The organism is Pseudomonas sp. GW821-FHT01E05 (genome assembly GCF_059422425.1).
In genome coordinates this window covers 227,280-245,888 of sequence record NZ_JBWKWW010000007.1, presented here as the reverse complement: position 1 = coordinate 245,888, position 18,609 = coordinate 227,280, and the positions used below count along the sequence as shown (strand labels likewise).

Annotated in this window: 14 protein-coding genes; 8 read left to right on the top strand and 6 right to left on the bottom strand. The window is 58.2% G+C overall.

What is annotated here, in order from left to right; genetic code table 11:
* The first annotated feature begins 72 nt into the window (after positions 1-72).
* Positions 73-1,725, top strand: coding sequence for a VRR-NUC domain-containing protein (locus AC07W5_RS17710; RefSeq protein WP_495023967.1), 1,653 nt, complete (start codon positions 73-75; stop codon positions 1,723-1,725).
* Positions 1,722-3,992 (top strand): ATP-dependent DNA helicase, encoded by a 2,271-nt coding sequence (locus tag AC07W5_RS17705; protein WP_495023966.1) that lies wholly within the window; start codon positions 1,722-1,724, stop codon positions 3,990-3,992. The genes AC07W5_RS17710 and AC07W5_RS17705 overlap by 4 nt, the downstream gene beginning before the upstream one ends.
* A 69-nt stretch (positions 3,993-4,061) precedes the next feature.
* Here the strand turns inward: AC07W5_RS17705 and alr are convergent, their stop codons facing one another.
* On the bottom strand, positions 4,062-5,300 hold the full coding sequence (alr, locus tag AC07W5_RS17700; protein ID WP_495023965.1) for an alanine racemase: 1,239 nt from the start codon (positions 5,298-5,300) through the stop codon (positions 4,062-4,064).
* Between the two features lie 260 nt (positions 5,301-5,560).
* On the bottom strand, positions 5,561-6,358 hold the full coding sequence (locus tag AC07W5_RS17695; RefSeq protein ID WP_495023964.1) for a DJ-1/PfpI family protein: 798 nt from the start codon (positions 6,356-6,358) through the stop codon (positions 5,561-5,563).
* Between the two features lie 341 nt (positions 6,359-6,699).
* Here AC07W5_RS17695 and AC07W5_RS17690 point away from each other — a divergent pair, with 341 nt between their 5' ends.
* From AC07W5_RS17690 to AC07W5_RS17675, 4 genes are read left to right on the top strand one after another with little or no spacing between them, the layout of a single operon-like run.
* Entirely contained in the window at positions 6,700-7,311 is a 612-nt protein-coding gene (locus AC07W5_RS17690) for a paraquat-inducible protein A (protein ID WP_494994924.1), read from the top strand.
* Positions 7,308-7,922 carry a paraquat-inducible protein A gene (locus AC07W5_RS17685; protein WP_494994925.1) on the top strand — a complete coding sequence of 205 codons (615 nt, stop codon included), beginning with the start codon at positions 7,308-7,310 and terminating at the stop codon, positions 7,920-7,922. The genes AC07W5_RS17690 and AC07W5_RS17685 overlap by 4 nt, the downstream gene beginning before the upstream one ends.
* Positions 7,915-9,588, top strand: a complete 1,674-nt coding sequence (locus tag AC07W5_RS17680) for a PqiB family protein (protein WP_495023963.1) — start codon at positions 7,915-7,917, stop codon at positions 9,586-9,588. Before AC07W5_RS17685 ends, AC07W5_RS17680 begins: the two co-directional genes overlap by 8 nt.
* 5 nt (positions 9,589-9,593) lie before the next feature.
* The gene (locus AC07W5_RS17675; protein ID WP_495023962.1) at positions 9,594-10,202 is read left to right on the top strand and encodes a PqiC family protein; all 609 of its coding nucleotides are present in this window, start codon (positions 9,594-9,596) and stop codon (positions 10,200-10,202) included.
* Between the two features lie 232 nt (positions 10,203-10,434).
* Here AC07W5_RS17675 and gudD read toward each other — a convergent pair whose 3' ends face one another.
* A complete protein-coding gene (gudD, locus tag AC07W5_RS17670) occupies positions 10,435-11,787 on the bottom strand; it encodes a glucarate dehydratase (protein ID WP_495023961.1) in 1,353 nt (450 codons plus the stop codon).
* An 83-nt stretch (positions 11,788-11,870) separates the two neighbouring features.
* A complete protein-coding gene (locus tag AC07W5_RS17665; RefSeq protein WP_495024018.1) occupies positions 11,871-13,199 on the bottom strand; it encodes an MFS transporter in 1,329 nt (442 codons plus the stop codon).
* 570 nt (positions 13,200-13,769) lie between these two features.
* On the opposite strand from AC07W5_RS17665, the gene AC07W5_RS17660 reads away from it, so the two are divergent.
* Positions 13,770-14,480: a FadR/GntR family transcriptional regulator gene (locus AC07W5_RS17660; protein WP_495024017.1), complete on the top strand. Its 711-nt coding sequence runs from the start codon at positions 13,770-13,772 to the stop codon at positions 14,478-14,480.
* A 211-nt stretch (positions 14,481-14,691) separates the two neighbouring features.
* Positions 14,692-15,942, top strand: a complete 1,251-nt coding sequence (locus tag AC07W5_RS17655) for a 2-aminoadipate transaminase (protein WP_495023960.1) — start codon at positions 14,692-14,694, stop codon at positions 15,940-15,942.
* A gap of 137 nt (positions 15,943-16,079) precedes the next feature.
* Here the strand turns inward: AC07W5_RS17655 and AC07W5_RS17650 are convergent, their stop codons facing one another.
* Together AC07W5_RS17650 and AC07W5_RS17645 are read right to left on the bottom strand one after the other, a co-directional pair.
* A complete protein-coding gene (locus AC07W5_RS17650; protein ID WP_495023959.1) occupies positions 16,080-17,168 on the bottom strand; it encodes a polyamine ABC transporter substrate-binding protein in 1,089 nt (362 codons plus the stop codon).
* A gap of 48 nt (positions 17,169-17,216) precedes the next feature.
* A complete protein-coding gene (locus tag AC07W5_RS17645; RefSeq protein WP_495023958.1) occupies positions 17,217-18,521 on the bottom strand; it encodes an NAD(P)/FAD-dependent oxidoreductase in 1,305 nt (434 codons plus the stop codon).
* Positions 18,522-18,609 lie beyond the last annotated feature (88 nt).

The window sequence follows — 18,609 nt, the reverse complement described above, 5'->3', positions numbered from 1 at the left end:
TTTGCAAGCGCCGGGGCTGAGCTGGTATCTGTATGCATAACCAGTATCCCATTCATGTGGCGCGCTTGATCCGTGACTTCCAACCCGCTCGACAATCCGTTCTATTACCTGAACAACTTCGTGCAAGTTCTCGCCTGGCTTGAGCAACGTTATGCCGACGTGCTGAGCGCTGAAGAGCAGCAGTTCATTCTCGACTTCGGTCATCTACCCCAAGCGTCCCAGGCGTTGCTCGTCAGAATGGTGATGCGCAAAGGCGTGCGCTTTCGAGCGGGCAAACTGCATTACCAGGAAATCGGTGAGATTGAGCCGGCGGTTGCACCGTTGCGGCGTCTGGGTTGGGTCGATGAGCACGCGTCGCTGACGATCGAAGAACTGTTCGATGTCTTGCAGAAACCGGAAATTCTCCAGTGCTTCAAAGCCGCGATCGATCAACCCAAGGCAAAAAAAACCGATTGGCTTGCGTCTTTGAGCGAGCAGTTCAGCGAAGCGCACACATTCAGCCAATGGTGTCCGACCCTGGACGATCAACTCCTCACCTTGACCATCATGGGCCTTTGCGATCGGCTGCGGCTGATGTTCTTCGGCAACCTGTATCAGGACTGGTCGGAATTCGTATTGGCGGACCTGGGCGTCTTCACCTACGAAAAAGTCGAATTTTGCTCCGAATCCCGTGGTTTGCGCAGTCGTAAAGACGTGGATGATTTTCTGTACCTGCACGATTGTCAGGGGCGTTTCGAAGCCGGTGAGCCATTGAACGAGGTACTTGAGCACATCAATGCCCTGGACACAGCCAACCCCTGGCTTGAAAGGCGCCGCGCCAGGCTGCTGTTCCAGATAGGCCAGCACTGCGAGCGAATCGCCGATCTGCCGGCAGCCCTGACAATCTATCGCGCCTGCGCTTATCCCGGCGCGCGGCTGCGCTTGATCCGTGTGCTAGAGCGCAGCGGTGACTACTCACTGGCAATGACACTCGCCAGCCAGGCCGGGCAATGTCCGGAAAATGCCGCAGAACAACAGCAACTGCTGCGAGTCCTGCCAAGGCTGCGACGCAAGCTCGGTGGCCCGCCCATGCCTCGGGCGGTCGCTCGGGATACATTGCGGCTCGATCTTCGCTTGCCGAGAACCGATCCGGCGTTATCGGTCGAACTCCATGTTCAGGCGCATCTCGCCGAGGAGTTGGCGCCGGTGCACTATGTCGAGAACAGCCTGATCAACTCCTTGTTCGGGCTGCTCTGTTGGCCGGCGATATTCGCGCCGTTGCCGGGGGCGTTTTTTCACCCGTTTCAACGCGGGCCGGTCGACCTGCTCAACGAGGACTTTCATTCACGGCGCGCCGAGCTGTTTCAGGCCTGCCTGGCAGAATTGGATGATGGCCGTTACACACAGACCATCCGCACTCGTTACGCCAGCAAATCGGGGGTGCAGTCGCCTTTCGTGTTCTGGGGCGTCTTGACCGATGACTTGCTCGAGCAGTCCCTTGATTGTCTGCCGGCCGAGCACCTCAAACACTGGTTCAATCGCTTGCTGCTGGACATCAAGGCCAACCGTTCCGGCATGCCCGACCTGATCCAGTTCTGGCCGCAGCAAAAGACCTACCGCATGATCGAAGTCAAAGGCCCGGGGGATCGCCTGCAAGACAACCAACTGCGCTGGCTGGAGTTCTGTCATCAGCATCAGATGCCGGTGGCCGTCTGTTATGTGCAATGGGCGGAGCCGGACGCGTGAGCTACAGCATCGCGGTACGCGCCTTATGTGAATTCACGGCCAAGGTCGGCGATCTCGACTTGCGCTTTACCCCGTCTCCCACAGCGCTGGAAGGCATTGTCGGCCACCGCACTGTCGCCTCGCGACGTCACGAGGGTTATCAAACCGAAGTTGCGCTGCAGGGGCAGTACCAGCAATTGCGAGTCAGGGGTAGGGCGGACGGCTATGACCCCAACCAGAATCAGCTCGAAGAAGTGAAAACCTATCGCGGCGACCTGAGTGCTATGCCGGCCAATCATCGTGAGCTGCATTGGGCTCAGGCAAAAATCTATGGCTGGTTGATGTGCCAGAAATTGCAGCTGCCCGAGATCAGCCTGGCGCTGGTGTATTTCGATATCGTCAGCGAAAAGGAAACCCGGTTCGTTGAAGCCTGGAGCGCCGCGGGGCTGGAGTTTTTTTTCAATCGTCACTGCGGTTTGTTTTTGCAGTGGGCCGGGCAGGAGATGACCCACCGCGACGACCGGAATCAGGGGGCGCAGCGGTTGTGTTTTCCCCACACCGACTTTCGCCCGGGGCAACGCAACCTGGCCGAATCGGTCTTCAAGGCGGTAAGCACCGGTCGCTGCCTGATGGCCCAGGCACCGACCGGCATCGGCAAGACCGTCGGCACGCTGTTCCCGATGCTCAAGGCGCTGGCGCCGCAGCAACTGGACAAGGTGTTTTTCCTGACCGCCAAGACGCCGGGCCGCAAACTTGCGCTCGATGCCGCCCGGGTTATCTACGACAGCGCACCCGATATGCCGCTGCGAGTGCTTGAACTGGTGGCGCGAGACAAGGCCTGCGAACACCTGGACAAAGCCTGTCACGGTGAATCCTGTCCCTTGGCGAAGGGGTTCTATGATCGTCTGCCCGCGGCCCGGGAAGAGGCCGTGCAGGTGCGGTTATGGGATCAGAGCAGCCTGCGGGATATCGCGCGCAGGCATGAGGTCTGCCCGTACTACCTGAGTCAGGAGATGGCCCGCTGGGCCGATGTGGTGGTTGCCGACTACAACTACTATTTTGACTTCAGCGCCTTGCTGTTTGGTCTTGCCCAACTCAACCAGTGGCGGGTTTCGGTTCTGGTTGACGAGGCCCACAACCTGGTCGAGCGCGGCAGACAGATGTACAGCGCAAGCCTCGATCAATCCACTCTGAACAGCGTGCGCAATAATGCGCCAGAGCCGTTGAAGAAATCCTTGCAACGACTGAACCGCGAATGGAATGCCCTGCACAAAGAGCAGATTCGCCCCTATCAGGCCTACGCCCAGGCGCCGGGGAAACTCCTTCAAGCGCTTTCGCTATGCATCTCGGCCATTGGCGATTACCTCAACGACCATCCCCAGGGCCTGGACAGCGCTCTGCAGGGTTTCTATTTCGAGGCGCTGCAATTTTCCCGGGTCGCCGAGCTGTTCGATGAGCAGTTCCTGTTCGATGTGAGCAAGCGTGACCTCAACGCCAGACGGAGTGTGTCGCAGCTCTGTTTGCGCAATGTAGTGCCCGCCGGTTTCATCCGGCCACGGCTCACGGCGGCCCGCAGCAGCGTACTGTTTTCCGCTACCCTGAGTCCGCAACATTACTATGCGGATTTGCTGGGCCTGCCGGCGAACACTGTATGGATTGATGTCGAATCACCGTTCACCGCCGACCAACTGGAGGTGCACATTGTCAGCCAGATATCCACGCGCTTCGTACACCGGCAGGCATCGCTTGCGCCCATCGTCGAATTGATCGCTACTCAGTTCGAGCAACGCCCGGGCAACTACCTGGCGTTCTTCAGCAGCTTCGATTACTTGCAGCAAGTGGCGCAGTTGTTGGCCGATAAGCACCCGCACATTGGCCTCTGGTCACAGTCGCGGGGCATGGACGAAGGGCAGCGCCAGGCCTTCCTCGAGCAGTTCACGATGAACAGCCAGGGAATCGGTTTTGCCGTGCTGGGCGGGGCGTTCGGCGAAGGTATCGACTTGCCGGGCGCACGGCTGATCGGCGCGTTTATCGCTACCCTGGGGTTGGCCCAGCTGAATCCGGTTAATGAACAACTGAAGCAGCGCATGGCCGCGATCTTTGGCGCCGGCTATGACTACACCTACCTGTTTCCTGGCGTACAGAAGGTTGTGCAGGCCGCCGGAAGGGTGATCCGAACCCAGCAGGACCGTGGGGTGGTGATGTTGATCGATGACCGTTTTGCCGAGTCCAGGGTCCGGCAATTGCTGCCGCGCTGGTGGTCGGTTACCGGCCACACATCTGGATGATTGGTTTTGTCGCCTCGCCAGTGCCGCGGCGAGGCTTCAGGTTCGCACCTGTGTAGCGTTTACCGGCGGCTATCGGCTCTTGAGTATTTTCGGGTTTGAGTTGCCCCAGATCGTGTAGAGGTCCGCCAACAAGGCGCCGTTTATGGTTTCCAGTTCGGTCTGGGTAATTTCTTCATCACCCTGTTTGCCATACAGAACGACTTCATCTCCCGCCTTGACGCCCTGGATGCCACTGACGTCGACCATCAGCGTGTTCATGGTGACCTTGCCGATCACCGGGGCGCGCTGACCGTGAATCAGCACGGAGGCCTTGTTGGAAAATGCTCGTCGATACCCATCGGAGTAACCGGCCGGTATGTTGGCGATCAAGGAGTCTTTGCTCAGGGTAAAGGTTCGGTCGTAGCTGATGGTGCTGCCCGCCGGGTAGGCGTTTACCGCCGCAACCCGCGACTTGAACTGCATGACCCGCTGAAACTCGTTATGCCCGCCCACCGGGTAGCCATAAAGCGCGGCCCCTGGGCGAACCATGTCCAGCCAACCCTCAGGCACCTCAAGGGTGGTAAAGGTATTGGCGCAGTGCAGGGTGATCCGGCTACGGTCCAGTCCGGCGTGCTCGATCAGCCAGCCTGACTGCTCCTTGAAGCTGGCCAGGCCCCGCAGTACATCCTCTCGTTCTTCCACCGGGAAGTGGGTCATGATCCCGACGATATTCAGGTGATCCAGCCGAGTCAGATCCACTGCCTGTTGTTGCCCCTGGGCAGTGCTCATTTCCAGGCCGTTGCGGCTCATGCCCGCCGAATTCAGCGCCAGGTGAACAGGCAGTTTCACGCCTTTGCGCGTGGCCAGTTCGTTGAGCTGGCGTGCAACGTCCAGGTTGCCGACCAGTTCTTCGATGTTGTAGCGCAAAGCATTTTCCACTTCGCCAACGGTGGCGCTGCGCAAACGCATCAGACGGCCCTTGAAGCCTTTTGCCCGGGCAACACGCGCCTCCTCGTTGCTTGCCACCCCGATACAGGTGACGCCCATCCTGATGGCGGAAGGGATCAGTAGAGCGATGCCATTACCATAGGCGTCGGCTTTCATCACGGCGCACATCTGGCTTTTGCCCGCCAGCCGTTGCTGGAGTTTGGTGATGTTTGTTTCGAAGGCGGCCTGATCGATCTCCAGCCAGGTATTGGCCTGGTTCGATCGACTATCGGCGCGTGGGTGTTCCGGGGCGGGATCGAGCAAGGGCGCAGCGTGGACCACCGGCATCATTGTCGTCAAAGCCAGAGCGAGCGTCAGCGTGCTGAGCATGAAACGAGGCATATCGAGTCTTCCATTCAAGATAAGGAGAGGCCCAGGCACCGGTGCAAATGGCATCAGCCAGATCCAGGGGGCACTGTGCGGACAGCCCCGAAATTCTTATGCAAAGACGTCGTTTGTTTGTGTGGTGTTCATGGCCGGGTACAGCGCAAAACGCTGTTGATTGGGGGTGAACGGCGACACATTGCTTATCGGTGGTGTAAAGGCCAGATACGCAAGGGGCGTGAGTGATACCGGCGACGCTCGCGCCATATCCAGTGCGCTTATGGCGACACCGACGCTGGATCGTCTGTAGTTGGTTGCGAAACTGCAACTCGGGCTTGTTCCAGCATCGTCACCAACTCACCCGCAAACCGGTGGCAATCGCCCGGCCAGCGTGCCGTCAGTAGATTGCCATCGCGGACCACGAAGCCGCGGTGCGGCTGCGCTGCCGAATCGCGTAGCGGCAGCAGCGGCCCGGACATAAAGTCGTCGGGGCTGGCCAGTTCGGCTTTGACTTCCTCCTCGACCGTCTGCGGATACGTGCGGTAGTAGCGGCCGAGCAACGGGGCGGTAACCGCCCAGGCCAGCAGTTCCATGCTTTTCAACAGTGCAGTAGCCTTGCGTCTGTGCAATACCGATAGACCGGAGTCAGGGTCCAGAGTACGGGCCAGCACCACCACCCCGTGGCAGACGGCGGCGACCGGTTTGTTCGCTTTGAAGAAGTGCAGGGCGATGCGCCTGGCCTGTTCCGACTCCAGCAAGCTGCGCATGCCGACGGCATGGCCGCCGGGAATCACCAGCCCGTCGAACCGGGTGGGGTCGACATCGGCGTAGGCCATGGGTTTGCGGAACCCATCGTCAGTGATCATGGATTGGTAGTGCTGAAGATCGGCGTTACGTGTCATCAGAAACGGGTTCAGCGGACCGAAGCCAATGGCGACCAGCCGCGGGTCCGCATAGGCGGGCAAGCCATGGGGAGTGGAGAAACACACGTCAATGCCGGCTTGGCGCAGTGCCTGCCAGGGCACGCTGCTTTCGGTGGGATCGTAGTCGGCTTGAGGTAGCAGGAAGAGGATCATTCAGGCTCGCTCGCGTTAATAATGTGTGAGTGGTTGTGGTTGATCACGTTAGCGCAGCTTTAGTGGCCTGTACGGCTGGTTCTGTTAGTCAACTTCGGCGCCAGCAGCCCATATCCCGCGTTGCTGTTCCTCGCCATAGCGGGCTATGACTCGTCACAGCGCCTTGGCTCTGGGCCGCTGGCATCCGAATTTGAGCTAACGAACCAGCCGAACAGGCCACTAGGCGGCGGCAACAAAAGAGTTAACGGCTTTTCGATATCAATCGGGTCTATGATAATTTGGCTCCCCAAGGACAATGGCACATTAAACCTATAGATCCTCAATGCACCTCGGTCGAGCCCATGACATCTTCCCCAGCCTGGATCATCTGCGAGCACTGCGACTCGGTGTACAAGCCCGTAGCCTTGGCCAAAGGTGAGACCGCGCGTTGCGTCCGTTGCTCGGCCATTCTGGACCGTGGTGGCCAGCTCAGCATTCAACAACTCCTCGCGCTGTCCATCAGCGCGGCGCTGCTGTTCGTCTTCGCCAATGCCTTTCCGGTCATCTCCATCAGCCTGCAAGGCCTGAGTAACCAGGCGACGCTGTGGCAGTCGGTGGAAGCCCTGGCGCAGGGACAAATCAGCGTGATGGCGGCAGTGGCGGGGCTGACGATCATCCTTGCGCCAATGCTGCAAATCATCTTGTTGTGCTGGGTACTCGGTTTTGCCCTGCTCGGGCGCGCGGCTCCGGGCTTCAAGGTCTGTATGCGGTCCCTGGAACAGCTGCGCCCCTGGAGCATGCTCGAAGTGTGTTTGCTGGGGATTCTGGTGGCGATCATCAAGCTGGCCGGCATGCTCGATGTGCATCCAGGTCTCGGGCTGTGGGCGCTGGCGATGCTGACCGTGCTGATCATCCTGATCTCGGGTAAAGGCATCCGCAGGCTGTGGAAAGACCTGGAGGGGGTGATTCCATGAGCCTGCCGCCCTATGCCAGCGAAATGAATCTGGTCTTGTGTCATACCTGCGGCCAGGTTTGCCCATTGGCGGACGCGCGTTGCTTTCGCTGCGACGCCACTGTGCATAGACGCAAACCCAATAGCCTGGCCCGTACCTGGGCACTGTTGTTGGCCAGCATGATTTGCTACATCCCGGCCAATGTGATGCCGGTGATGTACACCAACATCTTTGGCAGTGGCAGTGAAAACACCATCTTCAGCGGGATCATGGAGTTCTGGCACGCAGGCGAGTGGGACCTGGCGCTGGTTATTTTCATTGCCAGCGTGGCGGTGCCGTGCATGAAGTTTCTGGTACTGGGCACGCTGCTGATTACCTGTCAGCGCCGCAGTCGATGGGCCATGCGTGAGCGGGCCAAATTGTATCGGCTGGTCGAAGTGGTGGGTTACTGGTCCATGCTCGACGTGCTGGTGGTGGCCCTGATCGCCGCCCTGGTGCAGTTTCGCTCGCTCAGCACCATCGATCCGCGGATGGGCATTCTATTTTTTGGTTTGGTGGTGGTACTGACGATGTTCGCTGCCATGAGTTTTGATCCCAGGCTTATCTGGGACGCAGAGGTTGAAGATGCCTGATCACCCAAGTTCCTCCGATACACCTGCTCCGGGTACCCCTGAGATCAAGCGTCGGCGTTTCAACGTATCCCTGGTGTGGCTGGTGCCGATTGTCGCGGCGCTGGTGGGATTGTCGATGGTGGTGCATAACGCCAGGCAGGCGGGGCCGCAGATCACTGTGAGTTTTCTGACTGCCGAAGGGCTGGAGGTCAACAAGACCCAGGTCAAATACAAGAACGTGGTAATCGGCAAAGTGACCTCGATTGCCCTGGCAGACGACCGCAGTCACGTCGAGACCACCATCGACCTTGACGCCTCCGCCAAGTCGTTTGCGACCGATGACTCGCGCTTCTGGGTGGTGCGCCCGCGCATCGGCGCCAACGGTGTCTCGGGAATCGATACGCTGTTGTCCGGCGCCTTTATCGGGGCCGATGCCGGCGAATCGGACAACACCAAAGAGAACTTTGTCGGCCTGGAAACCCCACCGCCCATTACCTACGGTCAGAAGGGCAAGCGTTATACCTTGCGCACCGACAACCTTGGCTCGCTGGATATCGGCTCCAACGTCTATTACCGCCGCATTCCGGTTGGCGAGGTGGTGTCCTATCAACTGTCCGAGGACGGTAAAGGCGTCGAAGTGCAGATCTTTGTCCATGCCCCGAACGACCAGTTCGTGACTAGCGATACGCGCTTCTGGAACGCCAGCGGCGTCAATGTCAGCCTGGGCGCCGATGGCCTGAAGGTGAACACCGAATCGGTGGCATCGATTCTGGCCGGGGGCATCGCGTTCGTTGAGCCCAAATACAGCCCCAATCCCCAGCAGGCCGAAGAGCATGCCAAATTTACCCTCTTCAATGATCAGGACACCGCCATGGCGCCAGCCGATGGCGAGCCACGCTACATCCGTATGCGCTTCGATCAACCCTTGCGCGGCCTGGTGGTCAACGCGCCGGTGGAGTTTCACGGGGTGAACCTGGGCCGGGTGGTCTCGGTTGACCTGGATTATGACGAGGACAAGAAAGACTTTCCGACCATTATTGGCGCCGTGATTTACCCAACCAGGTTGGGTAAGGCCCATGAAAAAATGTTGAAACTGCGGGGCGCGGAAGATGAAACCAAAAGTGCGCAATTGATGGCCGAGTTAGTCGCGCGCGGGCTCAGGGCGCAGGCTCGAACCGGTAACCTGCTCACCGGGCAACTCTTCATCGCTCTGGATTTCGAGCCTCATGCAAAACCGGTGACGTTCGACGTGACGGCACGGCCGATGGATATTCCGACGATACCGGGCAGCCTGGATAAACTTCAGGAGCAACTGCAAAACGTGGTCGACAAGATCAGCAAACTGCCGATCGACCAGATTGCTGCCAACCTCAACGGTAGCCTTGGCGAGCTGCAGAAAACCCTGACAAAGGTCAATGGTGAAGTGCTGCCGCAAATGCGCGATACCCTGGTGGAGACCAGAAAAACCATGGCCTCGGCCAATGACAGCATTTCCGAAGACTCTCCGCAGCGCCAGCAGTTGGGTCAGACGATGGAAGAAGTCCAGCGTACCGCTCGTTCGGTGCGGGTGCTGACCGATTTCCTGGGTCGGCATCCCGAGGCACTGATCCGCGGGCGCCTCAAAGACAACCAGCCCGATAGCTATAAATCGTCGACTTCATCCTCTCGGGACATTGACCAGCAATGAACACCATGACTCTTCGTTCCCTGGCCATTTTCGCCACAGTGGGCCTGGCCGCCTGCAGCTCGGCGCCGACCCACTACTACACGCTGGTGCAGACAGCGACGGATAGCACTGCACGCACGAATATCGCCGCGCCAGCCTTCCAGTTCGAGATGCAGCCAGTGCGCATACCGGTCCAGGTCGACCAGCCACAAGTGGTTGTTCGCCAGGGCAGCGCAGCCTTGGCGATCCTCGAAACCTCGCGCTGGAGCGCACCACTGGCCGACGAATTCCATGACGCCCTGGCCGACCAGATGGAGCTCAAGCTGGGTGTCCGGGAACAGGCAGGCTTACCCAAGACCCCGGGGCTCCCGACACTCTCGCTGCAAACCGACGTCCGGCGTTTCGACTCACTGCCGGGCCAGTACGCCTTGATCGATGTGGTCTGGAGCATCAGCCTGCGCGGCGATGGCGAAAAGCGTCGTAGCCTGACGTGCAGCAGCGTCATCCGCCAACCCGCCGGCCCGCAGGTGCAGGATCTGGTGTCGGCCCATCAGCAGGCCATCGGGCAACTGGCGAGCATCATTGCCGGCGCCGCGCGCAGCTGGTCGAAACAGCAGGGGACAGGGTGCCCTTAGGTCAGTTGAATCGCCAGGGCATAGGTGTCTACACAACTTGAAATACGGTGAAGGGCTACGCCCGTAGCAGCTGCCGAGCCTGCGAGGCTGCGTCCGGCCGCGAAGCGGTCGTAAAATCAGGCAACACGTTCTTCCAGGTAAACCGCGTGCACAGGATTTGCGAGGACTGCGTCCTCGAACGCAGCCTCGCAGGCTCGGCAGCTGCTACAGGAGTTGGAGCAGTGGTACGGGTTCAGCGCACCAGGCACGGCTGTTTGTTGTTGAATTTCCAGCCAGGGATCAGAAACTGCATGGCAACGCTGTCGTCCCGCGCGCCGAGCCCCATGCCTTTGTACAGCTCGTGAGCCTTGGCGACTTGATCCATATCCAGCTCGACACCCAGCCCTGGTTTTTTTGGAACTTGCACGCAGCCATCGACTATTTGCAGCGGTGCTTTGGTCAGTCGTTGACCGTCCTGCCAGATCCAGTGAGTGTCGATGGCGGTGATTTCACCCGGCGCAGCAGCGGCCACGTGGGTGAACATCGCCAATGAGATGTCGAAGTGATTGTTGGAGTGCGAGCCCCAGGTCAGACCCCATTCGTTACACATCTGTGCCACCCGGACCGAACCCTGCATGGTCCAGAAGTGCGGGTCGGCCAGCGGGATGTCCACCGATTGCAGCTGGATCGCATGGCCCATTTCGCGCCAGTCGGTGGCGATCATGTTGGTCGCTGTTTTCAAGCCGGTCGCACGACGGAACTCAGCCATGACTTCTCGACCGGAAAAGCCGTTCTCTGCGCCACAGGGATCTTCAGCGTAAGCCAGCACATGATGTTGATCGCGGCATAGGCGGATGGCTTCTTTCAGCGACCAGGCGCCATTGGGGTCCAGCGTGATGCGCGCGTCGGGGAAGCGCTCGGCCAGGGCGGTAACGGCCTGGATTTCTTCATCACCGCTTAACACGCCGCCCTTGAGCTTGAAGTCCTTGAAGCCATAACGGGCATGAGCCGCTTCGGCCAGACGCACTACGGACTCGGCAGTCATGGCTTGTTCATGGCGCACGCGGAACCAGTCGTTATCCGCATCCGGTTCGCTTCGGTAGGCCAGGTCGGTCTGATTGCGATCACCGACATAAAACAGATAACCGAGCATTTTCACTTCATCGCGCTGCTGGCCTTCACCAAGCAGGGCTGCGACCGGTACGTCCAGGTGTTGACCCAACAGATCGAGGAGGGCGGCTTCAAGGCCGGTGACGGCATGGATGGTGATGCGAAGGTCGAAGGTCTGCAATCCGCGGCCACCAGCGTCACGTTCGGCAAAGGCCTGGCGCACGTTGTTCAAGATTTTCTGGTAGGTGCCAATGCTGTTGCCGACCACCAGTGAGCGGGCATCTTCGAGGGTCTGGCGAATGCGCTCGCCACCAGGCACTTCGCCGACACCGGTGTGACCGGCATTGTCCTTGAGGATGACGATGTTGCGGGTGAAGAACGGACCGTGGGCGCCGCTGAGGTTGAGCAGCATGCCATCGTGACCCGCCACCGGGATGATCTGCATGCTGGTAATAACCGGGGCTTTGCCTGCGTCTTGAGCGTTCGAGGGGTTCATTTCGTTGTCCTGTACATTCGTATTCGTTTGATCCGGGGCCGCAGCCTGGCGTTGATCGGCCATGGCGCTCGACCCCGTCCTTATCAGGAGTGGCTAGGTTGGTGTTGGTTTGCTGTCGCGACAACCGGTGCGCCTTCAGGCTTGTTACGCGCGGCGAAGACGATGATCGCGGCGATAATGGATGTCGCGGCCAGGCCGTACAAACCACCCTGGATCGAGCCGGTGCGTTCTTCCAGCAATCCAAAAGTCGTCGGTGCAACAAAGCCACCGAGATTGCCGACCGAGTTGATCAGCGCGATCACACCAGCGGCGATTCGTGCATCCAGATACGCCTGTGGAATCGGCCAGAACAGCGATGACGCCGACTTGAAACCCAAAGCCGCAAAGCAAATGGCAACGAAGGCGAAGATCGGCCCTCCGGTGGTGGACATGAACATCCCCACAGCGGCAATCAACAGTGCAATGGCGACCCAGGCTTGCTGGTGCTTCCACTTGGCCGATAGCGAGGCGAAGGCGTACATGCCGACGATGGACAGCAGCCACGGAATCGAATTGAACAGCCCGACCTGGACGTCGCTGAGATCGCCCATCTTCTTGATGATGCTCGGCAACCAGAATGTCGCGGCATAGATGGTCAGCTGGATGAAGAAGTAGATCAGACAGAACACAATGATCTGGCGATCCTTGAGCAGTTTGCCCAACGACGGTTTGATCGGCGTTGCTGCTTCGCGCGCCAGTTGTTCTGCATCAATGGCATTGACCAGTGCATCCTGCTCGGCGCGGGTCAGCCATTTGGCATCGTGGGGTCTGGAATCAAGCCAGAACCAGACGAAGACGCACAGCACCACCGAAAACAACCCTTCAATGAAGTACATCCACTGCCAGCCGTGCATGCCAAAACCATTGATTTGCAGCAGCAACCCGGACAAGGGGCCGGAAATCAGAGAGGCAAACGCCGAGCCGCTGAGAAAGATTGCGATCGCTTTACCGCGCTCCACACCGGGCAACCAGCGGGTGAAGTAATAGATCACGCCGGGGAAGAAGCCTGCTTCGGCAACACCCAGGAGGAATCGCAGAATGTAGAAGTGGGTTTCGTTCTGAATGAACGCCATGCAGGCGGCGACAATGCCCCAGGTCAGCATGATGCGGGTCAGCCAGATACGGGCGCCGACTTTTTGCAGGAGTATGTTGGAAGGGACTTCGAACAGCGCGTAAGCGATGAAGAACAAGCCGGCACCGAAGCCGTAGGCTGCGGCACCGATGCCAAGATCGTGCTCCATGTACGAACGCACGAAGCCGATATTCACTCGGTCAATGTAGTTAACGATAAACATGATGACAAACAGGGGCAGGACATGCCGCTTTACTTTCGCAACAGCCGAAAGCAACGCCGGATCTGCGCCGTCACTCACCTTGGAATTGGATGTGCTCACAATCTGATCTCCCACTCGTTATTTTTATGCGGGGTACGACTGAATTAAGTGTCAGGCGGGTGCCTAAGGGGCGGTATCGAAATCGGTGACAGGGGAGGGCAGTAGGCCTGCAGAAAGGAGGGTATGAAGTGCTTGTGGATTCATGGTGAGTCAGCCTGCTTCGCGGTTTTTGTTAGGAGAGGTGCGATTTTTGTTGATAGACATCATACAACTGAGATTTTTCCATCACAAGCCAGGAAAGTTTATTTTGTCGTTCTAAAATTGCCGTTTTTTATGCATTTAAACTCGCTAAAAGTGCTGTGTAACCCCTAATATAGGCGATGGATGAGGTTTTATAGAGTTTTGTCGAGGTTCTGATTTTACTGGGTTCGAAACGAAGATTTTCTGAGGAAGAGCCCAAAAAGTGTCGGGTTACAGGCCTTTTGTTGAGTGTTGTCATACAACATTGATCGGTTTTTGATGCACCGTTTCATGACAGATATGGAAGGCGCGCAACACAAAACCGGCAAGGTGTTACGATTCGATAGCCCGGATTTGCGGATGATCATTATGCAAAATACCCCTGATGCACCTGCTCGCAAGCGCTCCCACAATCTTGCCCATGAATTGGTTACGGTGCTTACCCAAAGCATTTTGCTGGGCCAAATCAAACCCGGGCAAAAGCTTCCCGCAGAAAATGCGATTGTTCGCGAGCAGGGTGTCAGTCGTACGGTAGTGCGTGAGGCGATCTCGAAATTGCAAGCCTCCGGTTTGGTGGAGACTCGCCACGGCATCGGCACTTTTGTGCTTGAGCGCTTACCCGAGCAGGGCTTGCGACTGAATGTCGATACCGCCATGAGTGTGCGCAACATTCTGGAGTTGCGCATGGGCCTCGAAACCCAGGCGGCAGCCCTGGCCGCAACGCGTCGCAGCCCGAAACAGTTGTCGCAGATGCGTAAAGCACTGGATGACTATCAGCGTTTATTGGCCAATAACGACAGCTGTGTCGAAGCGGACCAGCGCTTTCATTTACTCATTGCCCAGGCCACAGGTAATACCTGCTTTACCGAAGTCATGCAGTATTTGGGGAGTTCCATGATTCCCAGAACTCGGGTGAACGCCACTGAGCGTGGCGGAGCCGACCTGGCCAGGCTCGGACACCTTGCCAATCTTGAGCACGAAGCCATTCTCAATGCCATCAAAAAGCAGGACCCGGACGCCGCCCGAGCGGCGATGTGGTTACATCTGACGAACAGTCGTGAGAGGTTTTCTGCAAGTTGAGACATCGGCGTATTGCAACCGTGCGGGCGATGCGCTGGATAACCTGCACCTGATACTGCAGGCCGGGGAGGCGGTGTTGCGGTAAACGTAGTCTCAGGGTTTTGCACATCCCGAATCCGGGGAATAACCCGGAGAGTTTATTTCGCTTGTGGGGACCGCTCGATCACCGCTTACATAGAGGGCACTCTCATTGTCAGCAGGATGACCGGCCATGGCCTGTGCCTCTATCAGCAGCTCTATTTCCTTCGTTCATCCGATCAGCCTGAGTCACGGCAAAAATGCCGAAGTCTGGGACGTGAACGGCAAGCGTTACATCGATTTTGTCGGTGGTATCGGTGTGTTGAACCTGGGCCATTGCCACCCGCGCATTGTCGACGCCATTCGGGAGCAAGCCACCCGATTGACTCACTACGCTTTCAATGCGGCCCCCCATCAACCCTATGAACAGTTTATGGAGCGGCTGGCGGCATTTGTGCCGGTGAGCTATGCACTCGGCGGGATGTTGACCAACAGCGGTGCCGAAGCTGCGGAAAATGCCTTGAAAATCGTCCGCGCGCATACCGGCCGCACGGCGGTGATTGCCTTCGACGGCGCATTCCACGGGCGTACCCTGGCCACCCTCAATCTCAACGGCAAAGTCGCGCCCTACAAGCAGAAGGTCGGTGTCTTGCCCGGTCCCGTTTACCATTTGCCTTATCCGAGCAAAGACACAGGTGTCACCGCCCAGGACACACTAAAGGCCTTGGACCGGCTATTGAGCGTGGAAATCGATATCGATGAAGTGGCCTGTTTCATTGTCGAGCCGGTGCAGGGCGAGGGCGGCTTCCTGGCGCTGGATATCGAATTCGCCCAGGCATTGCGCAAGCTCTGCGACGAGAAAGGCATTGTTCTGGTTATCGATGAAATTCAGTCGGGCTTTGGCCGTACCGGACAACGCTTTGCATTCAGTCGCCTGGGGATCGAGCCGGACTTGTTGCTGTTGGGCAAAAGTATCGCTGGCGGCATGCCGCTGGGAGCGGTCGTCGGACGAAAAGCCCTTATGGATACGTTACCCAAAGGCGGCCTGGGGGGGACCTATTCGGGTAACCCGATCGCCTGTGCAGCGGGGCTGGCGACGCTGGATGAAATGAGTGATGCGAATCTCTCTGCATGGGGCGAGATACAGGAAAGCATCATCGTCAGTCGTTATGAGCGTTGGCGTGAACAAAAACTCTCGCCTTACCTGGGACGCCTGACGGGCGTGGGCGCCATGTGTGGAATCGAATTGATCACCGCCGAAGGCCATCCCGCGACGGCGCAGTTGGCCGCCTTGCTGGAAGCCGCAAGAAACAGCGGTTTGCTACTGATGCCGAGCGGCAAGTCGCGGCACATCATCCGCCTTCTGGCGCCGCTGACCATCGAACCGGTGGTGCTGAATGAGGGGCTGGATATCCTCGAAAGGTGTCTGGCAGGCATTCGCTGAACCCATCACATGACTGATCGATGGATATTCCTCTGACGGTCCTTTGCGAAAAAGAGCGTGGGTCACACGCTCTTTCTGGATTGCTCGGCAATGGCGCATCACGGGTATTTCAGGTGACAGCCCTGCGCGACATCCACTCATAGTCCACTGGTTACTTTGGTCCATAACCGCGTGACTTGCCGCATGACCTTGGGTTGCATTGCCTTCAATGGGAACAAGGTGCTCATGACCTCGGGCGCCGGATAGATCGCCGGGTCGTTGCGCAGGCCGGGCTCCAGAAAAGGTGTTGATGCACTGTTGCCGTTCGGGTAGTGGATTGCATTGCTGATGTCCGCGATGACTTTGGGTTCCATCAGGTAATTCATGTAGGCGTAGCCGTTATCCTGGTTGGGCGCGTTTCTGGGCATTACCACCATGTCGACGGCCAGGGTCGAACCTTCCCTGGGAATCGTGTACCCCAGTTCGATACCGTTCCTGGCCTCGTGGGCGATGGAGGTGGCCTGCGCAATGTCGCCACTGAAACCGATGGCGACGCAAATGTTGCCGTTAGCCAGATCACTGACGTATTTGGACTGATGGAAATACTGAATGTACGGCTTGATTTTCACCAGTGCAGCCTCAGCTTTCAGGTAATCCGCGGGCTCTTCGCTGTCGTGTTTCAACCCCAGGTAGTTGAGAGTGATCGGCAACATCTGCGTCGAGTTGTCGATGAACGCGACCCCGCACTGGCTGAGTTTCTGGATGTTCTGCGGATCGAACAGCAGGCTCCAGCTTTTAGTGACATCGGTATTGCCGAAGATCGCCTTGATTTTTTCGACGTTGTAGCCGATCCCGACCGTGACCCACATATAGGGAAAAGCGTATTGATTGCCGGGATCATTGACCTCCAGCGTTTTCATTAATTGCGGGTCGAGATTTTTCCAGTTCGGTAATTTGCTCTTGTCCAGCTTCTGAAGTGCGCCCGCCTTGATCAATTGCGCAAGAAAGTGGTTCGAGGGACTGACCACGTCGTAACCGCTGCTTCCGGTTATCAATTTGGCCTCCAGCATTTCATTGCTGTCGATCAAGTCGTAAGTCGTCTGGATGCCGGTCTGTTTGGTGAAGTTGCTCAAGGTATCGCTGGCAATGTAGCTGCTCCAGTTGGAGATGCGGACGGTATCTGCCGCAGCGGCGATCCCGCTTGAGGCCGCGCAAAGTGCAAGTGCAAAATATTTTAGAGTACTCATTATTTTTATCTTCCAGGTAAGGAAACGACGTTGACATGGCCTTGCGGGTCAGGACTCCGATTGAGCGCGACAGGCTTCGTAGCGCAGACGCACCGAGGCACCAATATCGAAAAACGGTGTTGGCGGCAGCCAGCCCGGATCAGCCTGACTGAGTACGCTGCTGAGTAATGGCGACTGGCTTCCAGACGCCATCTCCGCCAGCAGGCGCCCCCATAGCGTGCCGCGCGCGACGCCGGAGCCGTTGCAGCCGGCCACGGTATAAATGCCTCGGTCGAGCCTGGCGAAGCGCGGTTCACCGGAACGGGTGGCGCTCAAATGCCCGGTCCAGGTGAACTGAAGATGTTGCTCGGTGATCCACGGAAATCGCCGTTGCAAGCCACGCAGGTGGGTTTGTCGGCGAATGCCAAGCGTTGGACCGGCGAGGTCGCGATAGCGGTATTCCACGGTGTTGCGAATGAGCAGCCGTCGATCCGTTGTCAATCGCAGTGTTGCACCGGCCGGCCGGGTCGACAGCACACCCCACGGGGACGGGCTACCCATCTGGCGGTACTCCTCGTCAGTCAGCGGACGGCTCAGCGATGCGCTGAGCTCCAGCGGGAACACTGCCCGATCACGCAAACCGACGCGTTGCACAAAGGGACCGACGCAGATCAGCACCTGCCTGGCCTCAATACTGCCATCAGCCGATGACGCACGGACATTGCCATTGGCCAAACGCTCCAGCCCGGTGATGTCGGTGTTCTCATACAATGAAACATTGTCTGCAAGGGCATCGCGCAAGCCCTTGGCGTATTTCGCAGGCTGCAGCAGTGCGTTACCACCGCGGCACCATATCCCTGCACGATAGAAATCCGTTCCCAGGCACCGGGCCAAGGCCTCATCCTGCAGAAACTGCGCATTGGCACCCGCTTCGCGCAGGGTCTGCACTTTTAGCGCTGCATCTTCCAGCTTGTCTGGATCGCGGACCGCGAAGAAATAACCATCGTCACGTAAGTCACACTCAATACCCAGACTGTTCACTCGGCGCCGTACTTCTTCACTGGCGGCGCGACTGATCTCGGTGCTCTGTTGGTAATAGGCATTGCCCTGGCGACCGAGCAGTTCGTCACCGGCAGGATTTTCATGGGCGACCACAAATCCGGAGTTTCTCGCCGACGCCCCTTGTGCAGCACGCTGGCGGTCGACAATCACAATTCGCGATTGAGGATGCATCTCGGCCAGGGTGTGGGCTGCCGACAGCCCGCTGAAGCCGCCACCAATGATCAGCCAGTCCGCATGCTGCACCCCACGCAAGCCGGGTTGCGCGACAGAGTCTCCCGCCTGCACGATCCAGCCACAAATATTTTCAGTCATCTATTCACCTCACACAGCACGGATCTGTTGAACGCCGCCGTCATGAACAATTAGCATGGACACATGCCGTCAATCCGACCGCCAGAAC

Bases quoted from the DNA above. Each gene is read 5' to 3' on its own strand.
- alr (WP_495023965.1), bottom strand. From the start codon at position 5,300: ATGCCTCGTTTCATGCTCAGCACGCTGACGCTCGCTCTGGCTTTGACG.
- AC07W5_RS17695 (WP_495023964.1), bottom strand. From the start codon at position 6,358: ATGATCCTCTTCCTGCTACCTCAAGCCGACTACGATCCCACCGAAAGC.
- AC07W5_RS17690 (WP_494994924.1), top strand. From the start codon at position 6,700: ATGACATCTTCCCCAGCCTGGATCATCTGCGAGCACTGCGACTCGGTG.
- AC07W5_RS17685 (WP_494994925.1), top strand. From the start codon at position 7,308: ATGAGCCTGCCGCCCTATGCCAGCGAAATGAATCTGGTCTTGTGTCAT.
- AC07W5_RS17680 (WP_495023963.1), top strand. From the start codon at position 7,915: ATGCCTGATCACCCAAGTTCCTCCGATACACCTGCTCCGGGTACCCCT.
- AC07W5_RS17675 (WP_495023962.1), top strand. From the start codon at position 9,594: ATGACTCTTCGTTCCCTGGCCATTTTCGCCACAGTGGGCCTGGCCGCC.
- gudD (WP_495023961.1), bottom strand. From the start codon at position 11,787: ATGAACCCCTCGAACGCTCAAGACGCAGGCAAAGCCCCGGTTATTACC.
- AC07W5_RS17660 (WP_495024017.1), top strand. From the start codon at position 13,770: ATGCAAAATACCCCTGATGCACCTGCTCGCAAGCGCTCCCACAATCTT.
- AC07W5_RS17655 (WP_495023960.1), top strand. From the start codon at position 14,692: ATGGCCTGTGCCTCTATCAGCAGCTCTATTTCCTTCGTTCATCCGATC.
- AC07W5_RS17650 (WP_495023959.1), bottom strand. From the start codon at position 17,168: ATGAGTACTCTAAAATATTTTGCACTTGCACTTTGCGCGGCCTCAAGC.
- AC07W5_RS17645 (WP_495023958.1), bottom strand. From the start codon at position 18,521: ATGACTGAAAATATTTGTGGCTGGATCGTGCAGGCGGGAGACTCTGTC.